Genomic DNA, 21,473 nt, shown 5'->3' with positions numbered 1-21,473 from the left:
TCGTGCCTACGGCAACTAACCCGGACGACCCCGACGGTGACGGCGTACAAATCGACCTCATCAGCGGCGAGCGAATGGAGTCGCTGGCCTCCACGGAGAAGATCCGCATGATCCTCGACGGTGTTCACGACGGGAACATCGTCATCCTCGAGGAGGGCCTGACCCCCGACGAGGAGAGCAAGCTCATCGAGATGACGATGGCCGAGATCAGTCCCGACGCCGGCTTCAACGGGATCGAGATCGAGACCTACCCCAAATCCGAGACGAAGGACTCGTCGCTGCTCGGTCGGCTCATGGGTTCGAACGAATCGGCGGCGAAGCTGACGGTGATCGGTCCGGCGAACCAGATCGAGACGCTTCACAAGGACGAAACCCTGATCAGCGCGCTCGTGTCCCGCAACTAATGCCCCACCAGTGCACGAACTGCGGTCACACGTTTCCGGACGGCTCCAAGGAGATGCTTTCGGGCTGTCCGGACTGTGGCGGGAACAAGTTTCAGTTCGCGCCGAACCCGGACTCGACGACCGCCGACTCCGAAGCCGGCGGGGATCGATCGGAGACGAGGGAGGAGGCGGGCTCCGGATCCGAAACGGCGTCCGAGGGCGTCGCGTCCCGGGCCGCCGACACCGTCCGCAGCTGGGTCTCTTCCGAATCGGTGACGGAGTCGACCGACAACGCGGCGAACTCGTCTGCCGCGAACGAGCCCGCGGCCAGCGCCGGCTCGGCGGATCTCGAGGAGGACGATCCGACGGCAGCGGCCGACTCGAACACGCCCCCGGCCGGGAACCGAGACGAGGCGAACGCCGACCGCGACGGGGATTCGTTCGCCGAGTGGCCAGACTCGGCCCGTCGACCGGAGGACCGCTCTTTCGCGCCGGAGGAGACGCCGATAGACGACGCCGACGGCCGCTCCGGCGCGCAGTCGACGGACGAACCGGCGACCGACCCTCNGGCGACCGACACGCGGGAGCGCGAGTACGAGACGGCGACGATGGCGGAGTCGGAGGATTCGGCCCAGGCCAGCGCCCGCAGCGAGGTCGTCCCGGCCGACGACCTTCCGTCCGGCTCGAGCGCGGCCCAGCGGGGCGATCCCATCACCGAAGTCGACCCGATCGACGACGGCGAACGCGAGCGGACGCCCGACAACGGTCGAGTCGTCAGCGAGCCCTCCGGCGAACGGCCGTCGATCGAGGAGCTCCGAGCCGAGCTCAACGAACAGTTCGAGAGCATCAAGATCCTCCGACCCGGGCAGTACGAACTCAACCTCATGGAACTGTACAACCGTGAGGAGTACATCATCTCGCTCCAGGAGGACGGCCGCTACGTTATCGACGTCCCCGAATCCTGGCACGACGACGCGGACGAGTGATTCCGACCCCCTCGTTTCGACTGTAACCTCGAGTACCGCCTCCCGAAGCGCCCCGTTCCGGCGAAGCGTTGCAGTCGAACCGACGGTGCGCGAACGATCGTCGGGGGTCGCGCCACGCCCGTCGGGACGATTGTGCCCGCGAACGACGAGCCGTCGCCCTCGCTCCGGGCCTTCGTGAGGTCGCGATTTCGACCGAGACAGATGGATTTAAGCGACCCGGCCGATAGCCTCCGAACATGAGTACCCCAACCAAGGCCGTTCTCGCCACGATCGCCGCGTCGGCGCTGCTGTCGGTCCTGATCATTTTCCAGACCGTTCTCGTCTAATGTTCGCCGCTCGAGAGCTCTCGAGCGCAGTCGCGGCGGTCCGGAAGGAACACGCGCCCGACGCCGTCGTCGTCGACTGCGAGCGCGACTTCGAGACGCTCCCCCCGGCCCAGGCCGAGGAGCTCGGACTGCTCGTGGACTCGCTCGAGCCGGCGACGTACCCGGCCGCGTGGCTCCCCGAGGACGTCCCGGAGCTGCTCGCCCGCTACGCGAGCGGCGACTTCACGGTCGGGATGCCCGGCGACGGAAGCATTGCCTGGACCCGCCAGACCGACCCGCCGACGATCATCGTCAAACCTCGCGTCGAGGGATCGCCCGAACCGTTCCTCGACTTTCTGCTCGCGGAAGCGCTCGTCGAGGTCGGGCTGGGCGTTCCCGAACACTTCATCGGTTTTTTCGAAGACGAGTATCCCGCTCTCGAGCGGGCGACGACACTCGACCCGGCTGGCACGTACCAGGTCGCCGCGGCGCTGTACGACGGCTGGACGGGACTTCGCACGCGCGAGGTGTTCGCCGCGTGGGACGACGCCCACCCGGGGCTGGCCGACGCCTGGCGAGACGCGGGCGCTCGGCTGGAGGAGCGGGTGTCCGGACTGCCGGAAGCCGTCGCCCGCGGCGAGACCGACTTCGCGGACGCGACCGAACTCGCCTGCGCCGCGATCAAACACGGGCTCGAGCTGCCGGCGCCGTTCGCCGCGCTCGACACCGACGCCTACCGGGTTCATGGGTCGGACTACGCGGTGACGTGGGCCGAAAAGACGTTCGACGCGCTCGAGGACTAGAACGCCGCCTCGACGGTGCCGTCCTCGTCGAGATCGATGGTGCCGTCGAACAGCTCGCGGAACCGCTCGACGAACGCCTCGTCGTGGGGGTCCTCCGAGAGGTGGAACAGGCCGACGGCGTCGTGTTCTTCGAGCAGTTCGAGGATGCGCTCGGCGGCCTCGAGGGCTCGCTCCTCTCCGGCGTAGTAGGCGAGTTCGGTCACCGAGTCGAAGCTGAGCCGGAGCTTCCCGTCGTGATCCGAGAGGAATCCGTCGATGTGGTCGACGATGCCGTCGACGTCGTCGGGGGCGGCGACGTAGTGGACGGTGTCGCTGGATCGCCGCGAGTAGCCCCGTTCGATGCTCAGGGTATCCAGAATTTCGGCGCAGGTCTCGTCGACGTCGTAGTACTCGAGTTTCTGTCTGGCTTCGCGGGCGGTCGTTCGCGTGGAGACGACCAGAAAGTTGTCGGTGTCGGTCTTGAGAAAGTCGGTGTCGATGCGGTCGGTCTCACCGGTGCTCGGGTGCAACAGAAGGATACCGGTGCCCCCGGGGACCGTCTCGGGGGTCCCCTCGATCGCCAGTTCGTACTCCATATTGCGTGATCAATTGGCGGAACTGACTTAGTTCTGCGGATGTGTCGTCCGGCAGCACGCGACGCCCGCGCTCGTGTCCGCCGAATCCGACCCGTGTCGTCACCTCGCGGACGGAAACGGGTCCTCGAGGCGGCCCGGCCGCTCCGTCGGATCCGATCGATCGGCGGCGGATGGCGCTGTCGCTGGTTCGGTTCGGCTTCGACGAGAAGGATCGAGAGGTCGGAATCGCTACGGTTTCTCGCTCGGCCCGCCTCCGATGCCCACGGATTTCGGCCGTCCGACACCTCTCCGCTCCCCTCTTTTTAGGCCAGCCTAAAGAATCTACCGGTAGCGCTCCGGTCGAGAGCCGAACCCGTTTTGACCCTCTGGCGGAATGCGTATCGGTATGAGCGTACGCGAAGAGTTCGACGAGTGGGCTACGAGCGGCCGCGACAGGGGCATGGAGGAACGACACTGGCACACCGCAAAGCACGCGCTCGCGCGGCTGCCCGTCGAGCCCGGCGACACCGTCCTCGATCTGGGCTGTGGCAGCGGCTACGCCGGCCGCGCGCTGCGGGACACCAAGGAGGCCGGGCGAATCTACGGGCTCGACGGCTCGCCCGAGATGGCCCGCAACGCCGCGGGCTACACCGACGATCCGCAGGTCGGCTACGTCGTCGGCGACTTCGGCGCCTTGCCGTTCGACGACGACTCGATCGACCACGTCTGGTCGATGGAGGCCTTCTACTACGCCGCCGATCCCCACGAGACCCTCGAGGAGATCGCGCGGATCCTCCGTCCGGGCGGCACGTTCTACTGCGCCGTCAACTACTACGAGGAGAACGTCCACTCCCACGAGTGGCAGGACAACATCACCGTGGAGATGACCCGCTGGGACCGCGACCAGTACCGCGAGGCGTTCCGCGCGGCGGGTCTCTCGGTCGCCGAGCAGGACAACATCCCGGACCGAGAGATCGCCATCCCCAGCGAGGCGGAGTTCCCGCTCGAGGAATGGGACACCCGCGAGGCGATGGTCGAGCGCTACCGCGAGTACGGCACCCTGCTCACGGTCGGGGTCGCGCACTGAGTTCGACTCGAAACGGGACGGTCGATCCGAAACGGCCGATCCGAACCCAACGACCGGTCGTCTACGCTACTCGAACCGCTCGCCGGCCGGGATCGCCACCTCGAGCCAGTTCTCCTCCGGCGGCAGCGGGCAGTCGAACGTCTCGCTGTAGGCGCAAAACGGCGTGTACGCGAGGTTGAAGTCGACGACCAGTTCGTCGCCCGTCTCGAGGTCCCGATCTGCGGCGAGTTCCATGTACCGTCCGCCCTCGTAGGTCTGCTGGCCCGTCGTCTTGTCCCGGAACGGGACGAAGTAGGGCTCCTCGTTCGGGCTCTCGAGCTGGTAGGCCGCCAGCTCGAACGTGCCGTCCTCGAGGTCCTCGTCCTCGCGATCGAACTCGAACTCGAGCGTCGCGGCCCGAAGGTACCGCATCTCCCGACCCGCGGTCGTGTCCATCAGGACGACCTCGGGATCGTCGTGGGCGGTCACGGCCGCGGTCACTCGGTAGGTCGGATCGGGCTCGAAGTACTCCAGCCCCTCGAATCCGTCGCGATCCTCGGGCGGGACCGGCGACTGGGGGTGCTCGGCGAAGAAGTCGTCCTTCTCGGCGCGTTTGGACTCGAGTTCCGCGCGCCACTCGTCGACGTCGATCGAATCGCTCATACGGTCGGTTGGGAATCGAACGGGGAAGGCGTTGTGCTCCGACGCCGAACGCTTCACGTATCCGTCGATTGTTACTAACTACCCAGGAAGAGTTATTAGTCCCGACGGCCGAGGACGGGTATGTGGCCGTGGGAACACGCGATCGTCGGATACGTCGCGTACTCGCTGTTCTATCACGCCTACTACCGCGACTCGCCCGGCGGGCTCGAGGCGTTCGCGATCGTCTTCGCCTCCGTCCTCCCCGACCTGATCGACAAGCCCCTGGCCTGGGAGTTCGAGATCTTCGAAGTCGGCTACGCGATCGGCCACTCGATTTTCTTCGCCGTCCCCCTGTCGATCGCCGTCGGCGCGCTCGCGCGGTCCCGGGGCAGGTTTCGGGCCGGCCTCGCCTTCGCCCTCGGCTACCTCGCGCACCTCCCCGCCGACGTCCTCGACGGCTACCTCCGCGACGGGCACCTCAGCTTCTGGGTCCTCCTGTGGCCCCTCGAGCAGGATCAGGCACAGCTCTACGCTCGCGAGACGAGCATCGGCGTGGTCGACCAGTTCCTCGTGTACTTCTTCCGGTACCTCTTCCAGCTGCTGTCGGGCGACCTCTCGCCGTACCTCCTCTTCCAGTTCGGGCTGGCCGGGATCGCCGGCTTGCTGTGGCTCTACGACGGCGCGCCGGTCCTTCGAGATTCGCTGCTCGCGGTCAAGCGCTTGCTCGAGCGGTCGATCGCGCTGGCGACCGACTCCCGAAGCCGCTGACGCGATCGGTCGTCGGTCCCTGCCGAAGTTTATATCCGAAGCCGCGGCTACGGTCCGTCAACGCTATGAGCGACCGACGATGAGTACGGCAGGAATGACCGACTGGCGCTCGATCTTCGGCCACCCCCAGCCCTACGACGAGCAGGTCGACGGTATCGAGACCGCCATCGACACCGCCCGAGACGGCGGCTACACCGTCGTCGAGGGCGCCTGCGGGACCGGGAAGACGATGATCGCGCTCACCGCCGGGATCGACCTCGTTCGCGACCCCGACACCGACTACGAGCGCGTGTTCGTCCTCACGAGCGTCAAACAGCAGCTACGCCAGTTCGAGGAGGACTTAGCGACGATCAACGCGAACCTCCCCGACGACTGGAACCCCGTCTCGGGGCTGACCCTCGTCGGGAAGGCCGACGTCTGCCCGTACAACCGCGCGGGCGCGGGCGGAATCGACGACGGCAACGTCTACGATCGCTGCGAGAGCCTGCGGGATCGGACCCGCGAGCTGACCGGCGAGGGCGGGGAGACGACCGCGGACACGCTGACTGCCCGCGCCCGCCAGCAACAGACCGGCCTCGCCGACAGCGGCGCGACGGGAGCGGCAGGCCGGTTCCTCGAGACCGCCGGGGAGACCGCAGCCTACCCGCCGGAGATGCCGACCTACGGCGACGGCGGCGCGGTCGGCGCCGAGACTGAGTACTGTCCCTTCTACGCCCAGTACCTCGAGGACCTGCCCGACGAGGACGACGGCGACCCCGCCGAGGCCGTCCCCTTCGATTTCACCGACGCCGGGATGTTGACCCCCGACGACCTCGTCGCGCGCTCGGTCCGCCACGGCACCTGTCCCCACTCCGTGATGGGCGCCGCACTCGGCCACGTCGAGGTCGTCGTCGGCAACTACTACCACGCGTTCGATCCGACCACGACGACCGCGTTTACGGGCGCTCTGCTCGACGACTCGACGTTCGTCGTCTGCGACGAGGCCCACATGCTCGAGCCCCGCGTGCGCGATCTGGTCAGCGACGGCGTCGCCGACCAGACGTTGCGGGACGCGGAAACGGAGCTCTCCCGGGTGTTCCAACCGCTGCAGTTCGAACGCGAGGGTCGCCAGGCACAGGGCGGTTCGAAGACGGCCGACGCCGACCTCGTCCGGGGCGAACTCGAGGACAGCGACGTCTCCGCCGAGGAGCTATCCCGCACCCTCGAGTTCGTTCGGGACCTCCGGGACGAACTCGACCGCCGCGTTACCGCCCACCTCGACCGGAACCACCGGGGGTGGCAGTCGAATCCGACCGAGCTCTCGGACGCCGAAATCCCGCTCCGGGATCCCCAGGAACCGGCCGTCGACGACCTCACCGAGTGGGCCGCCGACGCGGGCTACGGCGACGCCGTCTGGGTCCGAGCCGAGGACGTCGGCGCCGTCGTCGAGCGCGTGTTAAACGAGGCCGAGGACGAGGACCGCACCCGCGCGGCCCCCGCCGTCGGCCGCGTCCTCGGGGAGTGGTACCGCCGGGATCACACCGACTACTTCCGGGAGATCGAACTCGAGCGCACCTGGGACGAGACCGAACCGGCCGACTCCTGGCGGCGTGCCTACACCGCCAGGCTCGCCCTGCACAACTGCGTTCCCAGCGACGCAATCGGCGACCGCCTGGCGGCGTTCGGCGGGGGGATCCTGATGAGCGCCACCCTCGAGCCCGTCGAGGCGTTCACCGAGGTGACGGGGCTGGACCACCTCGCCGACGAGCGGAATCGGCCGGTCGTCGAACGGCGCTACGGCCTGCACTTCCCCGAGGAGAACCACGAGAGCTTCGCGGTCGCCGCGCCCAAGTACACATACGACAACCGGGGCCGTCCCGGCGACTCGAACGCGACGCGGACCCACTACGCCGACGCCGTCGCGACGGTCGCCCGCCTCCCGGGCAACGTCCTTGTCGGGATGCCGAGCTACGCGGAAGCCGAGTGGATCGCGGGCGCCCTCGAGGATCGGATCGACAAACCCGTCCTGCTCGACGCCGCCAGCGACGACGAGACGACCCAGTCGCTCAAGAGCGACTTCTTCGCGGGCGAGGGCAAGGTGCTCGTCACGAGCCTGCGGGGGACGCTCACTGAAGGCGTCGACTACAGCGGCGACCGCCTCTCCGCTGCCGTGGTCTGTGGCGTCCCGATCGTCAACACCTCGAGCCCGCGGACGACGGCCGTGCGCCGGGCCTACGACGACGCCTTCGGCGACGGGTTCGAGTACGCGCTGACGATCCCGGCGGTCCGGAAGGCCCGCCAGGCGGTCGGCCGGGTCATCCGCTCGGCCGAGGACGTCGGCGTCCGGGTCCTGCTCGACGAGCGCTACGCCCGGGACAGCTGGGACTCGGTGCGAGAGTACCTCTCCGACGACGGCGAGTTCCAGCCCGTCAGCCCCGACATGCTCGAGGTCGGACTCGATCGGTTCCGGTCGCGACGCTCCTGACCTCCCAACGGTTTTCCCCCTGCCCGTCGTCGATCCCGCATGGTCAGTGGCCGAACGGTCATCAACGCGATCATCGGTGCGATCGTCGGTATCGTCCTCTCGTTCATCCCCTTTTCCACGGTCATCGGCGGCGCCGTCGCTGGCTTCCTCGAGGGGCCGAACGACCGCGACGGAGCGATCGTCGGCGCTCTCGCCGGCGCGATCGCGTTCGTCCCGATCGCCGCGGCCGCCGTGTTGGGGATCGGCTTCGTCGGGTTCGGGTTCGGCGTCGCCGCCGCGCCCGCGGAGGGCTTCGCGTTCGTCGTCCTGCTGATCCTCGTCGGGGTCCTGTTCGCGTTCGTCTACACCGTCGGCCTCTCGCTGCTCGGCGGGTATCTCGGGGCCTACCTTGCGCGGAAGTACCCGACGCGGCACGCGCGAACGCGGGAGACGATCGGGATGGACCGCGACCGCTCGAGCGACGGTCGCGCCCGGAGAAGCGATCGCACGTCGGCCGACCCCACGTCTCGAGCGCCGTCCCGACGGCCGAACGAGCGCGGTCGCGTGGACCCGGCGCGCGCGGACGATCCGGAATCCGAGAGCGCAGACTCCGATCTCGAACCCGACCGCCCGTCGTCCGGGCGGTCGGACCCGCCGCGGCGTCGCGGGGACGATCCCGACGAGCGAGGCTAACGGTCACTCGTACCGGAGCGCGTCGATCGGGTCCGTCCGGGCGGCCCGCCAGGCGGGGTACAGCCCCGAGAGGATTCCGACCAGGAGCCCGACGGCGACCGCGAGCGCCACGTACTCGTAGGGGTAGACCAGCGGTAGATCGACGTACCACGCGCCCAGATAGCCCGCAACCAGCCCGAGAGCGGTTCCCAGGATCGCGCCGACCATGCCGAGGATCACCGCCTCGGCGAGGAACAGCCCCAGAACGTCGCGATTCTGGGCGCCGACGGCCTTCATGATCCCGATCTCGCGGGTTCGCTCGGTGACGCTGACCAGCATGATGTTCGCGATTCCGATCGAGCCCACCAGCAGGGAGATCGCCGCGATCCCGACGATGAAGCTCTGTAACAGCTCGAGGACGTCCTCGAGTTGCTGGAGCAACTCGGCGCTGGTCTGGAACGTCATCGCGAGTTCGTCGCCGAGGAACTCGCTGGCGTCGGAGTCGTCGCTCTCGAGGTAGTCGACCGCGGCTTCACGGGCGGCGTCGACGTCGGTCGAGTCGGCGGAGGGAGCCTCGACGACGACGGCGAGAAAGCGCACGTCGCTGCCGTCGGTCCCCGCGTTCGTTTCGCCGGTCCGTTCGCTCCCGGCGGCCTCGTTCGTCTCCTCGCTCCCGTTGGCTGCGACGCCGTCTGCGCCCTCCGAGGGACCGATCGGCCCCTCGCCGCCGTCGAGTCCGGCGGCGTCGGCCTGCTCGAGGTAGTACGGATCGGTCGGCACGTAGAGCCGCGGGGAGGACTCGAACCCCTCGAACGGACTCAATCCCTCGTTGCTGTCGGTGATCCCGACCACCTCCGCGGTCGTCGATTGCCCTCCGAGGGTCGTGATCGCGATCTCGTCGCCGACGCTGACGTTGTCCTCGAATCGGCCCGCCGCGGCGGGGTTGAGGACGGCCTCGCGCTCGCCCTGTTCGAACTGTCTGCCCTCGCGGAGACTGTCCTCCCGGACGTAGGAGGGCCCGGTCGCGATCACCCCGTCGCCCTGGGCGACGCGCTCGTCGCCGTTCGAGATCGCCTGGCTCTGGATCGGCGCGTAGCCGTAGGCCGCGTCGACGGCCTCGAAGTCCTCGATCGTCTCGAGGTCGTCCCCGCTGACGACCGGTTGAGCGCCCGCCAGCGGCCCGCCCTCGGTGTCGGGGTCGGCTGCCCAGCCGTAGACGTTGCGCTGGTCGTCCGGGCTGATGTCGCCGACGATCCCCGCCTGCAGGCTCGCGCCCAGCGTGACGAACGCGATCACCGCGGCGATCCCGATCACGATGCCGAGCGTCGTCAGCGCCGATCGGAGCTTGTGGCCCCGGATCGAGCGCCAGGACAGCCGCAGGCTCTCGAGGGGTTTCATCGATCCTCCCTCTCTCTACCGCCGTCAGCCGGCTCAGCCGGCTCGCCGGGATCGCCCGCCGATCCGAGCTCCTCGATCCGTTCGATTCGCCCGTCCAGGAGGTGGACGATCCGCTCGGCGCGCTCGGCGACGTGGCGCTCGTGGGTGACGACGACCAGCGTCGTCCCCGCGTCGTGGAACTCGCCGAAGAGGTCGAGGACCTCCGCCTCGGTCTCGGTGTCCAAGTTCCCGGAGGGCTCGTCGGCCAGTACGATCGCCGGATCGTTCACCAGCGCCCGCGCCAGCGCGACCCGCTGGCGCTGCCCGCCCGAGAGCTCCTTCGGCAGGTGGTCGGTGCGGTCACCGAGGCCCACGCGCTCGAGCAGGTCCCGGGCCCGCTCGCGGCGCTCGCCTCGGTCGACCCCCTGGAACAGCTGGGGCAGCGCGACGTTCTCGAGGGCGGTCAGCCGGGGCATGAGGTTGAACGTCTGGAAGACGAATCCGACGGTCGTTCCGCGGAGGGCGGTTCGCTCGCGGTCGGTAAGCGCGGCGACGTCCGCACCGTCGACGACGACGGTCCCCTCCGTCGGCGTGTCGAGACAACCAACCAGATTCATCAGCGTCGACTTCCCGGAGCCGCTGGGCCCCATGATCGCGGTGTAGGAACCCCGGGGAATCGAGAGGTCGACCCCGTCGAGGGCGTGAACCGGCTCACCCAACTGGTAGGTCTTCCGGACGTCCTCGAGGCTGACGGCTGTCGCCTCGTCCGCTTCGGTGCCGGCACCCGATCCTGTCATACGGTATCGATGGACTCGTGGCCGAAAAAGGTTCCAACTCCGGTGACGGTGGCCGGATTCGACATCGGGTGCGCGCTCGGAACTGTTAGTAGGCGACGAAAAATGTAATTTATAATAGTAAGATAAGTAAATAAAACAGTAATTGAAATAGATACCTCGAACGTGACGAAACGGTACGGCGACGAACTCGCCCTCGAGGGGCTGGATCTAACGGTCCGGAAGGGCGAGGTGTACGGCTTTCTCGGTCCGAACGGGGCGGGGAAGTCGACGACGATCGACCTGCTGCTCGATTTCATTCGTCCGACCGCGGGCGAGGTGAGGGTGTACGGCCGCGATGCTCAGGACGAGAGCCTCGAGATTCGGGAGCGAACCGGGATCCTACCGGAGGGGATCGAACTCTACGATCGGCTCACCGGGCGCCAGCACGTCGAGTTCGCCATCGAGTCGAAGGAGGCCGACGACGACGCCGACGAGCTCCTCGAGCGCGTGGGGATCGCCGACGCCGCCGACAAGAAGGCCGGCGGCTACTCGAAGGGGATGGCCCAGCGGCTCATCCTCGCAACCGCACTGGTCGGCGAACCCGACCTGCTGATCTTAGACGAGCCCTCCACGGGACTGGACCCCAACGGCGCCCGCGAGATGCGCGAGATCATCCGCGAGGAGAACCGCCGGGGTGCGACCGTCTTCTTCTCCTCGCACGTTCTCGGCCAGGTCGAGGCGATCTGCGACCGGGTCGGCATCCTCCGGGACGGCGAGTTGATCGCCGAGGACACCATCGCGGGCCTCGAGGACGCGGTGCCCGACCGGACCCGGCTTCGGGTGCGGCTCGATCCGATCCCCGAGGACTCGGGGGCGGCTCTGTCGGCCGTCGAGTCGATCGACGGCGTCTCCGAGGTCGAGGCCGAGGGGACGACGCTGGTCGTCGCAGTCGCCGACGAGGCGAAGACGACCGTCCTCCGGACGATCGAGGAACACGGCGTCACCGTCGAGGACTTCGAGACCGACGAGTCCTCGCTCGAGGACCTGTTCGTGGCTTACACGTCCGAGCGGCGGGAGGTGGCGCCGTGAGCGCGATCGCCGTCGCCAAGAAGGACTTCCGCGACGCCGTGCGCTCGCGGACGCTGCTGGTTCTGACGGTCCTGTTCGGCCTCTTCACCGTCGGCGGAGCGTACCTGGCCTCCTGGGCCGCCGAGGTGCTCGAGGGCGGCGCCGAGACGACGCTCGATCTCATCATCGCCCTCCAGACGCCCGCGGGCTATCTCGTCCCGCTCGCGCTCGGTATCCTGCGGTTCGACTCGGTCGACCTCTGACGTCGAAGTACAACGTTTTTCCCGCCGCCGCCCGCCACATCAGCCATGAAGACGACGGGCGGCTCCGACGCGGCGAAACGACGCGCGGGCGAGCGCGCGGCCGAGGACGTCGAGGACGGGTTCGTCGTCGGGCTCGGTACGGGATCGACGACCGCCCACGCGATCGAGGCGATCGGTCGGGCCGTCGACGACGGGCTCGACGTTCGTGGGATCGCGACCTCGTTTCAGTCCCGACGACTGGCCCTCGAGGCGGGGATCCCGCTGACGGAACTCGACGCCGTCGCGGACGTCGATCTCGCGATCGACGGCGCCGACCGCGTCCTCGAGGGCGGCGACGCCCGCGGGACGCTGATCAAGGGCGGGGGCGCCGCCCACACCCGCGAGAAGCTCGTCGGCGAAAGCGCCGACCGGTTCGTCGTCGTCGCCGACCCCTCGAAACTGACCGACCGGCTCGAGGCGTCGGTTCCGGTCGCCGTCCTTCCCGAGGCCCACACGGTCGTCGCCGAACGGGTCGACGAACTGGACGGCGAGGCGACGCTGCGAGAAGCTGAGTGCAAGGACGGTCCCGTCGTCACCGATACCGGGAACCTGGTGCTCGACTGTGACTTCGGTCCGATCGAGGACCCGGCGACGCTCGCGACGCGGCTCTCGGCGCTTCCCGGCGTCGTCGAGCACGGGCTGTTCGTCGACGTCGCCGACGCGACCTACGTCGGGACGGCCGACGGCGTCGAGGTTCGACGCTACTGACGGCGGCGGTCAGTTCCGCGTCGGCTCTTCTTCGTTCCCATCGCTTCCGATCGTCGACAGCGCCGCGACGGTCAGATAGAGCACGCCCAGCAGCCGGGCCGCCGGGTTCACCCACGGCTTCGGCTCGAGGTCGGCGACGTTCTCGTAGACCAGTCGCTGGCTCAGCTCGACGAGGGGCTGGGGAACGAGCACGAGCGCGATCCCAGCCAGCGCGAGCAGCCGGTTGGCTATCGTCGCCCCCGACTCCCGGCGAGCGAGCACCCAGACGAACAGCGCCCCCTCGAGCCGGGCGCCCCACAGCGCCAGCGGACGGAGCCGGGCCTCCTCGGGGTTCTCCAGCCCGATCCGCTCGCAGGCGTCGATCACCGGTTGCGGCATCGCGATCTCGAAGATTCCGAACGCGATCAGCAGTTTGCGGAGCATCGTCGGTTTCGGAATGGACGGCGACGCTCAAAAAATCGGCCCCGGATTCGCGCGCGGCGAACGGATCGCTTTTCACGGTCCTCGTTGCCCTCCTAGGTGATGACCGAGACGGCCGATCGCAAGGACGACCACATTCGCATCATCGAGGAAGAGGACGTCGAAACGAGAGGGACCGGGTTCGAGGACGTCGAGCTGATCCACGAGGCCCTCCCCGAGATCCACCGCGACGAGATCGACACGTCGACGACCCTCTTCGGCGCCGAGGTCGCCGCGCCGATCGTGATCGAGAGCATGACCGGGGGGCACCCCAACACGACGAAGCTCAACCGGGCGCTGGCCGAGGCCGCCCAGCGAACCGGCGTCGCGATGGGCGTCGGCAGCCAGCGAGCAGGTCTGGAACTCGACGACGAGGACTTGCTCGAGTCCTACACCGTCGTCCGCGAGGCCGCCCCCGACGCCGTCCTCTACGGCAACGTCGGCGCCGCCCAGCTGCTCGAGTACGACCTCGCGGACGTCGAGCGGGCCGTCGAGATGATCGACGCCGACGCGATGGCCGTCCACCTCAACTTCCTCCAGGAGGCGGTCCAGCCCGAGGGCGACGTCGACGCTCGCGGCTGTCTCGCCGAGATCGAACGGGTCGCCGAGGGGCTCTCGGTCCCGGTGGTCGTCAAGGAGACGGGCAACGGGATCTCCCGTGAGACGGCCCGACGGCTCGCCGACGCCGGCGTCGACGCCATCGACGTCGCCGGCAAGGGCGGGACGACGTGGTCGGGGATCGAGTCTCACCGGGCCGCCGCGGTCGGCGCCGACCGACAGGAGCAGATCGGGAAGCTGTTCCGCGCGTGGGGCGTTCCGACCGCGGTCAGCATGCTCGAGGCCGCCGCGGAACACGACACCGTCATCGCCAGCGGCGGCGTTCGATCGGGACTCGACGTCGCGAAAGCGATCGCGATGGGCGCAAGCGCCGGCGGACTCGCGAAGCCGTTTCTCTCCCCGGCGGGACGGGGCGCCGACGCGGTCGTCGCCCTGCTCGAGACGCTCGAACTCGAGCTCCGGACGGCGATGTTCGTCACCGGCGCGGAGTCGATCGAGGCACTGGGTGAACGCGAGTACGTCCTCACCGGACGAACGCGGGAGTACCTCGAACAGCGGCGGTAGCAGCCCCGGACCGCCATCGACGACTACGGTCGGGACTATCGTACAGTTGTAGGATAAAAGAACGTTCGAACTGTCGACCTTACAGGTCGCGCGGCTGGACCGTCTTCCGGTCGTTCTCCTCGGCGCGGCGAGCCGCGTCCTCGAGAAGCTGGTCGACTTCCTCGTCGAGCGCGTCGTAGAAGTCCGAGGCGACGTTCTTGTCATCGAGCGCTTCCTTCACAGCGGCTTTGACGATAAGGTCTGCCATACGGTGTGTCCGTTCCCGTTTCCCCATTATAAGTATTCTGGTTATGACGGGGTATACCGGGGCTGCAGCGGTTCGTTCGCCTGTTTGGCGCGCAAATTCCACCGGAAAATATATGGTTGATGAACTTCGCGGGCCGTACTCGCTGTGACCGACCCGTGAACCCCGGCTCGCGCGCGGTCTGGGTCCGCTCGCACGCGTTTCCGCTCGCGAGCGCTTCGCCGGAACGGGTCGACGGATTCGAGTGGGTCCACGCCCCAGATCGGGTATGCGCGAACTCCTCGAGGCCGTCGCCGACGGCTCGCTGTCGCCGGCGGAGGCCGAAGCCGAACTCAACGGGTACGTCACCGGCGAGGCGGGACGATTCGACGCGGCTCGCCAGCAACGCCGCGGCATTCCGGAGGGCATCTTCGCGGCGGGAAAGACCGCTCCGCAGGTCGTCGCCCTCGCCGAGACTGCACTCGAGACGACCGGGCGGGCGCTGATCACCCGTGCCGACGACGCCCAGATCGAAGCCCTCGAGTCGAACCTGCTCGAGTCCTTCCCCGACGCGACCCTCGAGCGCTGGAGTACCACCGTCCTCGTTCGCGCCGCCGACGCCGAGCGACCGAGCCTCGACGCGACGGTCGGCATCGTCACCGCCGGCACCGTCGACGGGCCGGTCGCCGACGAGGCCGCGGCGGTCTGCCGGGACGCCGGCGTCACGATCGACCGGGTCGACGACGTCGGCGTCGCCGCGCTCGATCGCCTGCTCGACCAGCTCGAGCGACTCCGCGAGGCCGACGTCTTGATCGTCGCCGCGGGCCGGGAGGGCGCCCTGCCGACCGTCGTCGCCGGCCTCGTCGACTCGCCGGTGATCGGGGTCCCGGTCTCGAGCGGGTACGGCCACGCCGGCGACGGCGAGGCGGCGCTGGCGGGGATGCTCCAGTCCTGTACGATCCTGTCGGTCGTCAATGTCGACGCCGGGTTCGTCGCGGGAGCGCAGGCGACCCTTTTCGCACGGACGCTCGATCGGGCCCGGACGTAGCCGCGATTCGGAAAGATATTCTTCCGATCCCGGAAAGCCAAACAGCGTTTGGGGAAGCACTTTTATTCGTATACTGGCTATCTTTCGGTGCCGGCCGAGGCCGGCACGACAATGCCTACCTGTGACCACTGCGATGCGCACGTCTCCGAACGGTTCGCTCGGGTGTTCGCCGACGAGCGCGGCGAGATCCACGCCTGCGTCAGCTGTTCGGCGAACGCCGGAATCGCGGAGGCCGCGAGAGAACGGGCTCGCGGCTCCTGACCCGCTCGAGTACCGTCACCGATAGACCACGGCCGGACCCCGCCCCTAGCTGCCGACGCGACGATTTTTGCCCGTCCACTCCGTACCCTCGAGCGATGGCCGAGGCCGACCACGTCGTCTACGTCCTCGAGTGCGCCGACGGCTCGCTGTATACGGGCTACACGACCGATCTCGAGCGCCGCGTCGCCGAACACGACGCGGGCGAGGGGGCGAAGTACACCCGCGGACGGACCCCCGTGGAGCTGTGCTACCGGGAGGGGTACGACTCGAAGTCCGCGGCGATGTCCCGCGAGTACGAGATCAAGCAGCTGACGCGGCGACAGAAGGAGGAACTGGTCGGACTCGAGCGATGAATCGTTCTGCGGAGTGCTCGTAGCGTGTGGAGAGTGCGAACTGTACACGATAGCGGTGAATCCACCCGGATCTCACGGGTATCCTTTTTGGGACGTGACCCGAAGCAGCGGGAAGATGAGTGAACAGGCTGAAACGGATACCGAGATCCTCCTCGTGGAGGACAACCCCGGTGATGTCCGCCTCGTCGAGGAGGCGCTTCGGGAAACAGCCAGCACCCTCCACGTCACAAGGGATGGGAAGGAAGCGTTCGATTTTCTTCGACGACAGAGCGAGTTTCGCGGTGCCCCCCGTCTCGATACCGTTCTCCTCGATTTGAACGTGCCAAAAATCGATGGCACTCAGATCCTCGATAACATTCGAAGCGATCCTGCTCTCGATCACGTTCGAGTAATCATCGTCACCAGTGCACGAGAGAGAGACGTCGATTTCGATCGAGAGGGGACCGACGAGGACGATTTTATTACCAAACCTGCCGATCCCGACGAATTTATGGCCCTCGTACGGGCAGCCGTCTTCGCCTGAAACGTGACCGGTAGCGGCGGGGCGCTTTCGTGCACGAGTTTGGCGTCAGTTCGTCCCAATACGGCGATATCGACCGGGGGATCACTGATCCGCCGTTTCCGCTGAGGGCAGTGTAAACGTGATCGTCGTTCCGTTACCTGGCTCGGATTCGACCCAGATATCGCCACCGTGGCGTTCGATAATCCGTTTCGAGACGGCAAGCCCGATCCCACTTCCGGGGTACTCGTCTGGGGTGTGCAGTCGCTCGAACACCTCGAAAACACGCTCCTGGTTCTCGGGGTCGATGCCGATCCCGTCGTCGTGAACCGAGACCTCGCACATCGCCCCGTTCCGGTCAGTAGAGACGGTGATCTGTGGGGGTTCGTCCCCGCTGTATTTGATTGCGTTGTCCACGAGATTCTGGATCACCTGCCGTAATTGATTCGCATCGCCTCGAACCCGGGGGAGCGTGTCCGTGACGACCTCGGTCCGACTTTCCTCGATCCTCATCTGCATATCCTCGAGGGCATCTTCAACAACGACGTTCAGGTCGACCGATTCGAACGGCTCACCCTCCCTTTCGACCCTCGAGTACTCCAACAGTCCTCGGACCATCTCTCGCATTCGGTCGGCACCGTCGACGGCGTACTCGAGGTACTCTTCGGTTTCACCGGACAGCTCGTCGTCAGCCCGGCGCTCAACCAGTTGCAAATACGTAGACACCATTCGCAACGGCTCCTGGAGATCGTGAGATGCAGCATAGGCGAACTGCTCGAGGCGTTCGTTCGACGCTTTGAGCTGTTTCACCGTCTCTTCCAGTTCGATTTCGCGGGTTTTGGCCCGTGCATCGTGGATACCCGCGGCGAACCCGGCAACGCTCCCGATCGCCGTGAGGATGAGTGTGTTCTGGAGCGGATCTCTCAACCCAGCAGCAAGGGCCGTGAGACCGAGAAGAGCAATCATGACTCCGATTCCGCCGAGACACCACGTGACGACACCGGAGTAGACTTCAGACCGTATTTCGGACCGAGCCAACCAGTATCCGCCAGTAGCGAGGATGAGGCTCGGCACACCGACCAAAATCGCCATAATCAGATCGATTCCAACCGGCGAGTCTATTGTGAGGGGATACCCAATCGCAGACGCGATATACAACCCCCCAAGGAGTAAAAGAGCTTCTCTGCCACCGCTGTTTGGGAACGTGAAATTGTGCCGAGCCACTATCCAAGACCGATATTTCCAGCGGTATCAAGGTAGCGTTTAGTCACCTGAATATAACGCCTTTCCGCTGCTAACGTGGGGTTTCCACGCCCTTCCCAGCCGCCTCGCTCGCGGTGTTCGCTCGTCCACTGGCAGCGCACGCTCTGCCAAGCCGTTCGCTCGTTCCATCTGCTCACGGACGCGAAGCGTCCGTCTGCTCACGGGTCACAGACCCGTTCGCATGGTATGCGAGATCGGAGGTTTCGCACTATTCGCACGGTACGCGGGACTGTCGGTCCCGCGCAACTCGCGAAGACCTCACACGGTGTCGGATCGCAGTTCGCCGTCGGATCACTGCGATCGAACGGGCGTCCACCACCTCACTCGTCGCTCGCGTCCGTCCGGGGCGAGCTCACGTCGGGTTCGATGAAGGCGTACTCGGCGAGCATCCGCCCGAGCTTTCGGGTGCGCTCCTCGAGGGTCTCGTCGACGAACGCCCGTCCGTCGATCGCTTCGGGCTCGGGCTCGAACGTGCTCGAGGCGCCCCGAATCCCGACCTGGTGGGGGAGCACCCAGCCGTGAACGCCCCGGACCGTGATCCGGAGGTGATCGAGCGTCGACCCGTAGCTACCCCCGCCGGCGGTCGCCAGCAGCCCGACGGTGGTGTCCTCGTACTCGTCGAACCCGCAGTAGTCGTGGAAGTTCTTCAGCGCCCCCGAGTAGGAGCCGTGGTAGACGGGCGTTCCCAGCGCGACCGCGTCGGCCTCGCGGACGAGTTCCATCGCGGCCTCGCCGTCGCCCTGGCCGTCGATGTCGGGATCGTAGACGGGAAGGTCGTACGCCCGGAGGTCGAGCAGTTGCGTCTCGGCGCCGGCCCCGGCGGCGGCCTCGAGGACGTACTGTAGCGCCGTCCGGGAGTAGCTCTCGTCGCGGAGGCTGCCGGAGACGGCGAGGACGGAGGGAGCTGTCATAGCCGCGCTAGCGACGCGGTCGGCAAAACGGCGTCGGCCTGCCGTCGAAAGCGTCGGTCGGGGACGGGAACCGACAGCGCAGCGTCGCCTTTTTCGCACCGGACGACGAGTGGCGGGGTATGGAGACGATCTCGTTCGGAACCGACGGCTGGCGGGCGACGCTCGAGGAGTTCACGGCGCCGCGCGTGCGGACGGTCGGACAGGCGGTCGCAACCTACCTCGACGACGAGGGCCTCGAGGGACCGGTCGCGGTCGGGTACGACGCCCGCGAGACCTCCCGCGGGTTCGCCGAGGAGCTGACCCGCGTGCTGTGTGCCAACGGGTTCGACGTCCTGCTGCCCGATCGGGACCGACCGACGCCGCTTTTCGCCCACGCGATCGTCGAGCGCGACCTGGCGGGAGCGATGGTCGTCACGGCCTCGCACAACCCGCCGGAGTACAACGGCGTGAAGTTCATTCCCCAGGACGGCGCGCCCGCGCTCCCCGAGGTGATGGACGCGATCGAGGAACGTCTGGCCGAGCCCGACCCGCTACCCGAGGCCGAACACGGCAGCGCCGAGGAGGTCGACTTCGTCGCGCCCCACGCCGACGCCGCCGTCTCCCTGCTCGAGGAGACGATCGGCGAGATCGACCTCGAGGGAACGACCGTCGCCTACGACGCGATGTACGGCAGCGGCCGCGGGACGACCGATGCCCTCCTCGAGCGGGCCGGCGCCGCGGTCGATCGCCTGCGCTGCGAACGGGACCCCGACTTCGGCGGCGGGGCGCCCGAACCCGCACCGGAGAACCTCGAGGCGCTCGCCGAGCGAGTGACCGACGGCGACGCCGACCTCGGTCTCGCCAACGACGGCGACGCCGACCGGATCGCGATCGTCACCCCCGACCGGGGCTACCTCGACGAGAACCTCTTTTTCGCCGCGCTGTACGACTACCTGCTCGAGCGCGACTCGGGGGCCGCCGTTCGAACCGTGTCGACGACGTTCCTGATCGACCGCGTCGCCGACGCCCACGGCGAGGCCGTCCACGAGGTCCCGGTCGGGTTCAAGTGGATCGCACGAGGGATGGCCGATCACGACGCCCTGGTCGGCGGCGAGGAGTCCGGCGGCTTCACGATCCGGGGTCACGTCCGCGAGAAGGACGGCGTCCTCATGGCGCTGCTCGCCGCTGCGATGCACGACGCCGAACCGATCGACGACCGCGTGGACCGCCTGCTGGCCGACCACGGCACCGTCGTCCAGGACAAGCGAAGCGTGGCCTGCCCCGACCACGAGAAGGCCCGCGTGATCGACGACCTCGGGGACGAGATTCCCGACGACGTCGCCGGAACGCCAGTCACGGACGTCAACACCGCCGACGGGTTCAAGCTCCAGCTCGAGGACGGCTCCTGGCTGCTGGTCCGCCCCAGCGGGACCGAGCCCAAGCTGCGGGTCTACGCCGAGGCGACCGACGAGGACCGGGTCGCCGAACTGCTCGAGGCGGGCGAGGCGCTTGTCGAACCGCTGGTCTGAGGGTTGCGCACTCCGGGACCACGTTTACCGGGACGGCGATCGCAGAGAGAGTATGAGCCGAAGTGACGAGGCTGCGTACACGGAACTCGAGCCCGACGCGTGGCACCAGAACGACCAGGGGAACTACTCGATCGACTGCCCGGAATGTGGCTCCGAGGCGACCCTGATGAACGTCGTCAAACACGGCCGCTGTAACGGCTACCTGAGCAAACACGACGAGGACGTCGACCTCGACACCCAGCCGATGGACTGTACGGCCAAGCTCTGGTTCGAACTCGGCTACGTCTCCGATCCCGACGAGGCGATGACCGACGACGCCGTCGGCGCGGACGACGCCGAGGGTGAGACCGGTCAGGACGTCGAGTCCCAGGAGGGCGTCCCGGCCTCGGACTCGCCGGCGGGTTCGGACGGGACCGTCGACGAGGAGCAGACGTAGTTCAATCGACCCGCTCCGCGGGGACCCCGGCGACGGTCGTCCCCGCCTCGACGTCGTCGGTAACGACCGAACCCGCGCCGACCGACGCGTTCTCGCCGACCGCGATGTCGCCCAGCAGCGTCGCGTTCGCGCCGACGGTGACGCCGTCCTCGAGGGTCGGGTGGCGCTTGACGGGTTCGTTCGCCGTGCCGCCGAGCGTGACTCCGTGGTACATGTGAACGTCGTCGCCGACCTCGGCGGTCTCACCGATGACGACGCCCATCCCGTGGTCGATCGTGACGCGGCGACCGATCGTCGCCGCGGGGTGGATCTCGACGCCCGTTAGCATGCGAACGACGTAGGCGAGCACGCGAGCGACGAGTTCGAAGCCCCCGTTCCAGAGGCGGTGAGCGACGCGGTGGCCCCAGACGGCGTGGACGCCCGGATACGTGAGCCAGACCACGCGACAGCCCGTCGCCGCGGGATCGCGGTCGCACATCGCCCGGACGTCCTCGCGGAGCTTCCCGATCATGCGCTCTCGATATCGGCGACGTCGCG

27 protein-coding genes are annotated in these 21,473 nt (G+C 67.7%); 18 read left to right on the top strand and 9 right to left on the bottom strand.

Going from position 1 to position 21,473, the window contains the following annotated elements; all coding sequences use genetic code 11:
* Window positions 1-2 precede the first annotated feature (2 nt).
* The 4 genes from C492_RS05325 (at window position 3) to C492_RS05315 (ending at window position 2,477) form a co-directional block, all read left to right on the top strand.
* Window positions 3-404, top strand: a complete 402-nt coding sequence (locus C492_RS05325; protein ID WP_049892749.1) for a DUF2073 domain-containing protein — start codon at window positions 3-5, stop codon at window positions 402-404.
* Window positions 404-1,369, top strand: coding sequence for an OapC/ArvC family zinc-ribbon domain-containing protein (locus C492_RS05320; RefSeq protein ID WP_008421215.1), 966 nt, complete (start codon window positions 404-406; stop codon window positions 1,367-1,369). The genes C492_RS05325 and C492_RS05320 overlap by 1 nt, the downstream gene beginning before the upstream one ends.
* A gap of 236 nt (window positions 1,370-1,605) precedes the next feature.
* The gene (locus C492_RS26010; RefSeq protein ID WP_449289493.1) at window positions 1,606-1,695 is read left to right on the top strand and encodes a hypothetical protein; all 90 of its coding nucleotides are present in this window, start codon (window positions 1,606-1,608) and stop codon (window positions 1,693-1,695) included.
* On the top strand, window positions 1,695-2,477 hold the full coding sequence (locus tag C492_RS05315; protein ID WP_008421213.1) for a DUF7089 family protein: 783 nt from the start codon (window positions 1,695-1,697) through the stop codon (window positions 2,475-2,477). The genes C492_RS26010 and C492_RS05315 overlap by 1 nt, the downstream gene beginning before the upstream one ends.
* Here the strand turns inward: C492_RS05315 and C492_RS05310 are convergent.
* Window positions 2,474-3,052: a DUF7090 family protein gene (locus C492_RS05310; protein ID WP_008421211.1), complete on the bottom strand. Its 579-nt coding sequence runs from the start codon at window positions 3,050-3,052 to the stop codon at window positions 2,474-2,476. The genes C492_RS05315 and C492_RS05310 overlap by 4 nt on opposite strands.
* A gap of 385 nt (window positions 3,053-3,437) precedes the next feature.
* On the opposite strand from C492_RS05310, the gene C492_RS05305 reads away from it, so the two are divergent.
* A complete protein-coding gene (locus tag C492_RS05305) occupies window positions 3,438-4,118 on the top strand; it encodes a class I SAM-dependent methyltransferase (RefSeq protein WP_008421210.1) in 681 nt (226 codons plus the stop codon).
* A gap of 66 nt (window positions 4,119-4,184) precedes the next feature.
* Here C492_RS05305 and C492_RS05300 read toward each other — a convergent pair whose 3' ends face one another.
* A complete protein-coding gene (locus C492_RS05300; RefSeq protein ID WP_008421208.1) occupies window positions 4,185-4,760 on the bottom strand; it encodes a DUF1684 domain-containing protein in 576 nt (191 codons plus the stop codon).
* Window positions 4,761-4,880: 120 nt separating this feature from the next.
* On the opposite strand from C492_RS05300, the gene C492_RS05295 reads away from it, so the two are divergent.
* The 3 genes from C492_RS05295 (at window position 4,881) to C492_RS05285 (ending at window position 8,643) form a co-directional block, all read left to right on the top strand.
* The gene (locus C492_RS05295) at window positions 4,881-5,507 is read left to right on the top strand and encodes a metal-dependent hydrolase (RefSeq protein ID WP_008421206.1); all 627 of its coding nucleotides are present in this window, start codon (window positions 4,881-4,883) and stop codon (window positions 5,505-5,507) included.
* A gap of 94 nt (window positions 5,508-5,601) precedes the next feature.
* Window positions 5,602-7,971 carry an ATP-dependent DNA helicase gene (locus tag C492_RS05290; RefSeq protein ID WP_008421203.1) on the top strand — a complete coding sequence of 790 codons (2,370 nt, stop codon included), beginning with the start codon at window positions 5,602-5,604 and terminating at the stop codon, window positions 7,969-7,971.
* Window positions 7,972-8,010: 39 nt separating this feature from the next.
* A complete protein-coding gene (locus tag C492_RS05285) occupies window positions 8,011-8,643 on the top strand; it encodes a DUF5518 domain-containing protein (RefSeq protein WP_008421200.1) in 633 nt (210 codons plus the stop codon).
* 3 nt (window positions 8,644-8,646) lie between these two features.
* On the opposite strand, the gene C492_RS05280 is transcribed toward C492_RS05285, so the two are convergent.
* Entirely contained in the window at window positions 8,647-10,020 is a 1,374-nt protein-coding gene (locus tag C492_RS05280; RefSeq protein ID WP_008421199.1) for an ABC transporter permease, read from the bottom strand.
* Window positions 10,017-10,796 (bottom strand): ABC transporter ATP-binding protein, encoded by a 780-nt coding sequence (locus tag C492_RS05275; protein ID WP_008421197.1) that lies wholly within the window; start codon window positions 10,794-10,796, stop codon window positions 10,017-10,019. The genes C492_RS05280 and C492_RS05275 overlap by 4 nt, the downstream gene beginning before the upstream one ends.
* A gap of 162 nt (window positions 10,797-10,958) precedes the next feature.
* Here C492_RS05275 and C492_RS05270 point away from each other — a divergent pair, with 162 nt between their 5' ends.
* The 3 genes from C492_RS05270 to rpiA are packed head-to-tail and all read left to right on the top strand — an operon-like array spanning window position 10,959 to window position 12,853.
* On the top strand, window positions 10,959-11,864 hold the full coding sequence (locus C492_RS05270) for an ABC transporter ATP-binding protein (RefSeq protein WP_008421195.1): 906 nt from the start codon (window positions 10,959-10,961) through the stop codon (window positions 11,862-11,864).
* Entirely contained in the window at window positions 11,861-12,106 is a 246-nt protein-coding gene (locus C492_RS05265) for a hypothetical protein (RefSeq protein WP_008421193.1), read from the top strand. The genes C492_RS05270 and C492_RS05265 overlap by 4 nt, the downstream gene beginning before the upstream one ends.
* A 45-nt stretch (window positions 12,107-12,151) precedes the next feature.
* A complete protein-coding gene (rpiA, locus tag C492_RS05260) occupies window positions 12,152-12,853 on the top strand; it encodes a ribose-5-phosphate isomerase RpiA (RefSeq protein ID WP_008421191.1) in 702 nt (233 codons plus the stop codon).
* Between the two features lie 9 nt (window positions 12,854-12,862).
* On the opposite strand, the gene C492_RS05255 is transcribed toward rpiA, so the two are convergent.
* A complete protein-coding gene (locus tag C492_RS05255) occupies window positions 12,863-13,276 on the bottom strand; it encodes a hypothetical protein (protein WP_008421188.1) in 414 nt (137 codons plus the stop codon).
* Window positions 13,277-13,375: 99 nt separating this feature from the next.
* Here C492_RS05255 and fni point away from each other — a divergent pair, with 99 nt between their 5' ends.
* Entirely contained in the window at window positions 13,376-14,434 is a 1,059-nt protein-coding gene (fni, locus tag C492_RS05250) for a type 2 isopentenyl-diphosphate Delta-isomerase (protein WP_008421186.1), read from the top strand.
* Window positions 14,435-14,513: 79 nt separating this feature from the next.
* Here the strand turns inward: fni and C492_RS05245 are convergent, their stop codons facing one another.
* Window positions 14,514-14,681, bottom strand: coding sequence for a DUF1931 family protein (locus tag C492_RS05245; RefSeq protein ID WP_005554854.1), 168 nt, complete (start codon window positions 14,679-14,681; stop codon window positions 14,514-14,516).
* Between the two features lie 265 nt (window positions 14,682-14,946).
* Between C492_RS05245 and larB the strand changes: the two genes are divergently transcribed.
* From larB to C492_RS05230, 4 genes are all read left to right on the top strand, one after another.
* Window positions 14,947-15,705: a nickel pincer cofactor biosynthesis protein LarB gene (larB, locus tag C492_RS05240; protein WP_008421180.1), complete on the top strand. Its 759-nt coding sequence runs from the start codon at window positions 14,947-14,949 to the stop codon at window positions 15,703-15,705.
* Between the two features lie 111 nt (window positions 15,706-15,816).
* Complete coding sequence (locus C492_RS24460) at window positions 15,817-15,966, top strand: DUF7563 family protein (RefSeq protein WP_008421178.1); 150 nt, start codon at window positions 15,817-15,819, stop codon at window positions 15,964-15,966.
* A 95-nt stretch (window positions 15,967-16,061) separates the two neighbouring features.
* Window positions 16,062-16,319 (top strand): GIY-YIG nuclease family protein, encoded by a 258-nt coding sequence (locus tag C492_RS05235; RefSeq protein ID WP_008421176.1) that lies wholly within the window; start codon window positions 16,062-16,064, stop codon window positions 16,317-16,319.
* Between the two features lie 115 nt (window positions 16,320-16,434).
* Window positions 16,435-16,842 (top strand): response regulator, encoded by a 408-nt coding sequence (locus C492_RS05230; RefSeq protein ID WP_008421175.1) that lies wholly within the window; start codon window positions 16,435-16,437, stop codon window positions 16,840-16,842.
* 81 nt (window positions 16,843-16,923) lie between these two features.
* Here the strand turns inward: C492_RS05230 and C492_RS05225 are convergent, their stop codons facing one another.
* On the bottom strand, window positions 16,924-17,910 hold the full coding sequence (locus tag C492_RS05225; RefSeq protein ID WP_008421173.1) for an ATP-binding protein: 987 nt from the start codon (window positions 17,908-17,910) through the stop codon (window positions 16,924-16,926).
* Window positions 17,911-18,401: 491 nt separating this feature from the next.
* Complete coding sequence (locus C492_RS05220) at window positions 18,402-18,992, bottom strand: NADPH-dependent FMN reductase (RefSeq protein WP_008421172.1); 591 nt, start codon at window positions 18,990-18,992, stop codon at window positions 18,402-18,404.
* Between the two features lie 119 nt (window positions 18,993-19,111).
* Between C492_RS05220 and C492_RS05215 the strand changes: the two genes are divergently transcribed.
* Together C492_RS05215 and C492_RS05210 are read left to right on the top strand one after the other, a co-directional pair.
* Window positions 19,112-20,500, top strand: a complete 1,389-nt coding sequence (locus C492_RS05215) for a phosphoglucomutase/phosphomannomutase family protein (RefSeq protein WP_008421170.1) — start codon at window positions 19,112-19,114, stop codon at window positions 20,498-20,500.
* Between the two features lie 52 nt (window positions 20,501-20,552).
* Window positions 20,553-20,936: a hypothetical protein gene (locus C492_RS05210; protein WP_008421168.1), complete on the top strand. Its 384-nt coding sequence runs from the start codon at window positions 20,553-20,555 to the stop codon at window positions 20,934-20,936.
* Between the two features lies 1 nt (window position 20,937).
* On the opposite strand, the gene cysE is transcribed toward C492_RS05210, so the two are convergent.
* Window positions 20,938-21,447, bottom strand: coding sequence for a serine O-acetyltransferase (gene cysE / locus C492_RS05205; protein WP_008421166.1), 510 nt, complete (start codon window positions 21,445-21,447; stop codon window positions 20,938-20,940).
* Window positions 21,448-21,473 lie beyond the last annotated feature (26 nt).

This window comes from Natronococcus jeotgali DSM 18795 (genome assembly GCF_000337695.1).
GTDB lineage: Archaea > Halobacteriota > Halobacteria > Halobacteriales > Natrialbaceae > Natronococcus > Natronococcus jeotgali.
The sequence above is the reverse complement of the archived record's forward strand: the minus strand, read 5'-3'. Positions and strand labels throughout refer to the sequence as shown.

Bases quoted from the DNA above. Each gene is read 5' to 3' on its own strand.
- C492_RS26010 (WP_449289493.1), top strand. From the start codon at position 1,606: ATGAGTACCCCAACCAAGGCCGTTCTCGCCACGATCGCCGCGTCGGCG.
- C492_RS05315 (WP_008421213.1), top strand. From the start codon at position 1,695: ATGTTCGCCGCTCGAGAGCTCTCGAGCGCAGTCGCGGCGGTCCGGAAG.
- C492_RS05310 (WP_008421211.1), bottom strand. From the start codon at position 3,052: ATGGAGTACGAACTGGCGATCGAGGGGACCCCCGAGACGGTCCCCGGG.
- C492_RS05305 (WP_008421210.1), top strand. From the start codon at position 3,438: ATGAGCGTACGCGAAGAGTTCGACGAGTGGGCTACGAGCGGCCGCGAC.
- C492_RS05300 (WP_008421208.1), bottom strand. From the start codon at position 4,760: ATGAGCGATTCGATCGACGTCGACGAGTGGCGCGCGGAACTCGAGTCC.
- C492_RS05295 (WP_008421206.1), top strand. From the start codon at position 4,881: ATGTGGCCGTGGGAACACGCGATCGTCGGATACGTCGCGTACTCGCTG.
- C492_RS05290 (WP_008421203.1), top strand. From the start codon at position 5,602: ATGACCGACTGGCGCTCGATCTTCGGCCACCCCCAGCCCTACGACGAG.
- C492_RS05285 (WP_008421200.1), top strand. From the start codon at position 8,011: ATGGTCAGTGGCCGAACGGTCATCAACGCGATCATCGGTGCGATCGTC.
- C492_RS05280 (WP_008421199.1), bottom strand. From the start codon at position 10,020: ATGAAACCCCTCGAGAGCCTGCGGCTGTCCTGGCGCTCGATCCGGGGC.
- C492_RS05275 (WP_008421197.1), bottom strand. From the start codon at position 10,796: ATGACAGGATCGGGTGCCGGCACCGAAGCGGACGAGGCGACAGCCGTC.
- rpiA (WP_008421191.1), top strand. From the start codon at position 12,152: ATGAAGACGACGGGCGGCTCCGACGCGGCGAAACGACGCGCGGGCGAG.
- C492_RS05255 (WP_008421188.1), bottom strand. From the start codon at position 13,276: ATGCTCCGCAAACTGCTGATCGCGTTCGGAATCTTCGAGATCGCGATG.
- fni (WP_008421186.1), top strand. From the start codon at position 13,376: ATGACCGAGACGGCCGATCGCAAGGACGACCACATTCGCATCATCGAG.
- C492_RS05245 (WP_005554854.1), bottom strand. From the start codon at position 14,681: ATGGCAGACCTTATCGTCAAAGCCGCTGTGAAGGAAGCGCTCGATGAC.
- larB (WP_008421180.1), top strand. From the start codon at position 14,947: ATGCGCGAACTCCTCGAGGCCGTCGCCGACGGCTCGCTGTCGCCGGCG.
- C492_RS24460 (WP_008421178.1), top strand. From the start codon at position 15,817: ATGCCTACCTGTGACCACTGCGATGCGCACGTCTCCGAACGGTTCGCT.
- C492_RS05235 (WP_008421176.1), top strand. From the start codon at position 16,062: ATGGCCGAGGCCGACCACGTCGTCTACGTCCTCGAGTGCGCCGACGGC.
- C492_RS05230 (WP_008421175.1), top strand. From the start codon at position 16,435: ATGAGTGAACAGGCTGAAACGGATACCGAGATCCTCCTCGTGGAGGAC.
- C492_RS05225 (WP_008421173.1), bottom strand. From the start codon at position 17,910: ATGGCGATTTTGGTCGGTGTGCCGAGCCTCATCCTCGCTACTGGCGGA.
- C492_RS05220 (WP_008421172.1), bottom strand. From the start codon at position 18,992: ATGACAGCTCCCTCCGTCCTCGCCGTCTCCGGCAGCCTCCGCGACGAG.
- C492_RS05215 (WP_008421170.1), top strand. From the start codon at position 19,112: ATGGAGACGATCTCGTTCGGAACCGACGGCTGGCGGGCGACGCTCGAG.
- C492_RS05210 (WP_008421168.1), top strand. From the start codon at position 20,553: ATGAGCCGAAGTGACGAGGCTGCGTACACGGAACTCGAGCCCGACGCG.
- cysE (WP_008421166.1), bottom strand. From the start codon at position 21,447: ATGATCGGGAAGCTCCGCGAGGACGTCCGGGCGATGTGCGACCGCGAT.